Annotated in this window: 1 pseudogene; it reads left to right on the forward strand. The window is 49.6% G+C overall.

Annotated elements, in window-relative coordinates:
* A pseudogene (locus H4J63_RS19995) lies at window positions 1-250 on the forward strand (IS4 family transposase); the annotation flags it as partial.

The raw sequence follows: 250 nt of genomic DNA on the forward strand, positions 1-250 counted from the left end.
CAGAGCGGCTGCAAGGACAAATGGCGAACGTGATATCGGTGTGTGACCGCGAAGCGGACATCTACGAATACTTGCAGTATAAACTGACCGAGCAGCAACGATTCGTCGTACGCTCGATGCAAAGTCGTCATATTGAAGAAGGTGAGGATAAGCTCTATGCGTTTGCAAGCGAGCTGATGAGTGCAGGCACCAAACACATCCACATTGCACAAAAAGGAGGAAGAAAAGCCCGAAGCGCAACACTGGATAT

Origin of the sequence: Pseudoalteromonas sp. 5Ae-yellow (genome assembly GCF_014077565.1) — a bacterium.
Taxonomy (GTDB): domain Bacteria; phylum Pseudomonadota; class Gammaproteobacteria; order Enterobacterales; family Alteromonadaceae; genus Pseudoalteromonas.